At 38.5% G+C, this 374-nt stretch carries 2 tRNA genes; both read right to left on the bottom strand.

Going from position 1 to position 374, the window contains the following annotated elements:
* Positions 1-94: 94 nt before the first annotated feature.
* A tRNA-Ala gene (locus AC6UDF_RS07145) sits at positions 95-167 on the bottom strand.
* Between the two features lie 31 nt (positions 168-198).
* Positions 199-273 (bottom strand) — tRNA-Ile (locus AC6UDF_RS07140).
* Positions 274-374: the final 101 nt, after the last annotated feature.

The raw sequence follows: 374 nt of genomic DNA, 5'->3' as shown, positions 1-374 counted from the left end.
TTATTTCTCGGTTAAAATTATAATTAAAATATAATTAATACAGAAAATAATATTATCTAGTTTTCAAAGAACAAAGTTGACACTTTCGTGTCAATGGAGAATAACGGGATCGAACCGTTGACCTCCTGCTTGCAAAGCAGGTGCTCTCCCAGCTGAGCTAATTCCCCAAAATATTCGATTGTCACTTACCAGTAACGATGGGTCTAAGTGGACTCGAACCACCGACCTCACGCTTATCAGGCGTGCGCTCTAAACCAGCTGAGCTATAGACCCAAAAGCGCGAACATTTATTTTAACGAGAGTAAAACTCTCAAAACTAAACAAGACTTCAATAATGTAAGGTTTCCGAATTTTTCCTTAGAAAGGAGGTGATC

This window comes from Fructilactobacillus sp. X2R6C1, from assembly GCF_059901295.1.
The sequence above is the reverse complement of the archived record's forward strand: the minus strand, read 5'-3'. Positions and strand labels throughout refer to the sequence as shown.